Source organism: Corynebacterium sp. MSK122 (assembly GCF_030229435.2).
Taxonomy (GTDB): Bacteria; Actinomycetota; Actinomycetes; order Mycobacteriales; family Mycobacteriaceae; genus Corynebacterium; species Corynebacterium marquesiae.
In genome coordinates, this window is sequence record NZ_JASPHV020000058.1 from 1 (window position 1) to 1,147 (window position 1,147).

Below are 1,147 nucleotides of genomic sequence, written 5' to 3' on the forward strand. Positions count from 1 at the left end.
TGGATTTGATCCGCTCGGGCGCAAGGACTCCTGCTGGCGGGTTGAGGTAGACAAACAGCATCTCGGACCGCCAAAGATGGTTGAGGCTGTTGTAGGCCTTGCGCACGTTGTGGTGGGTCCACACGCGAGTCCATGCACCTGTTTTGGGGTCTTTGACCGTGGTTTTCTCATCCATCCAGGCTTGGTAGATCGTAGAGAATTCGTGCAGTTGCGTGCCCCATTTTGCCGCTTCATCCAAGGTGGTGATCCGAGTCAGTTTCAGCGCAAGTCGGTAGATGGTGCGCCCGGCATCTGTGCGCGGGCGTGAGGTGGTGTAGCGCCGCACGACGCGTTGGGCGTGGACGAGGCAGCGTTGAATTTTCGTAGTCGGCCAGCACTTTCTAATCGCGCTAAATGCTCCTTGGCCGCCGTCGATGACAGCAATCAGTGGTGCTTCGATGCGTTCGAGCAGTCGCTGGTAGTCGCGGGTGGTTTCGTGTTTGCACCAGTGCCAGGCAATGACGTGATCGATGGTGGCAGCGACGATCAAACAGCCGCCGGCGGTGTAGGTGCCGTCTAAAAACACCTGGTCGTAAACTCGTCCACAATGTGCATTGGTGGGGTCGGGCACATCAATGAGCCAGAACGGTTCAAACCGGCGTTGCAGCGTACGGGGCGAACATCCCACGCGGTGGGCAACAACATCGAGACTGGCACCGGTGGTGAGATGATCAATGAAAGCGGTAAACACCGCTGCATTGGTGATGTCGCCGCGGTGCTTCACGCTGGATGCGCCGCATTGTTTGCATCGCCATCTGGTGTTGCCTTTGCTGGTGGTGCCGTTGCGTTTCATTTCACCGCCGCAGTAGCAGCGTGGTTGGTTCTTTGGCATTGCGCCACCACACCACGGCGTACATAGCACACAGCGCTAGCCTCTTCGTGGATTTTCCGTCTGGGAGCCAGATATATGCCCCAGGAGCATATATTTTCCTGAAACCTAGAGGTTACGCCCGGGAAATCGGCAATTCCGGACACACTTTTGGGGATGCGGACACTTTGTTGGACAGTTTCAGTTTCATGCTAGTTGAAGCATGCGGTGCTCTTCGATGCTTACGCCGCCTAGGCTGACTTTGATCCGGCTGGTGTTGTAAAAGTTGATGTATTCGCT

General features: G+C 56.2%; 2 protein-coding genes. Both read right to left on the minus strand.

Translation table 11 applies throughout. The features are described 5' to 3' along the window. Positions 1–871 (minus strand): IS1249 family transposase (locus QP934_RS11415; RefSeq protein WP_419127582.1); only part of this gene is annotated, 871 nt, incomplete at its 3' end. Positions 872–1,054: 183 nt separating this feature from the next. Further along, on the minus strand, positions 1,055–1,138 hold the full coding sequence (locus QP934_RS11420) for a hypothetical protein (protein WP_419127527.1): 84 nt from the start codon (positions 1,136–1,138) through the stop codon (positions 1,055–1,057). Positions 1,139–1,147: the final 9 nt, after the last annotated feature.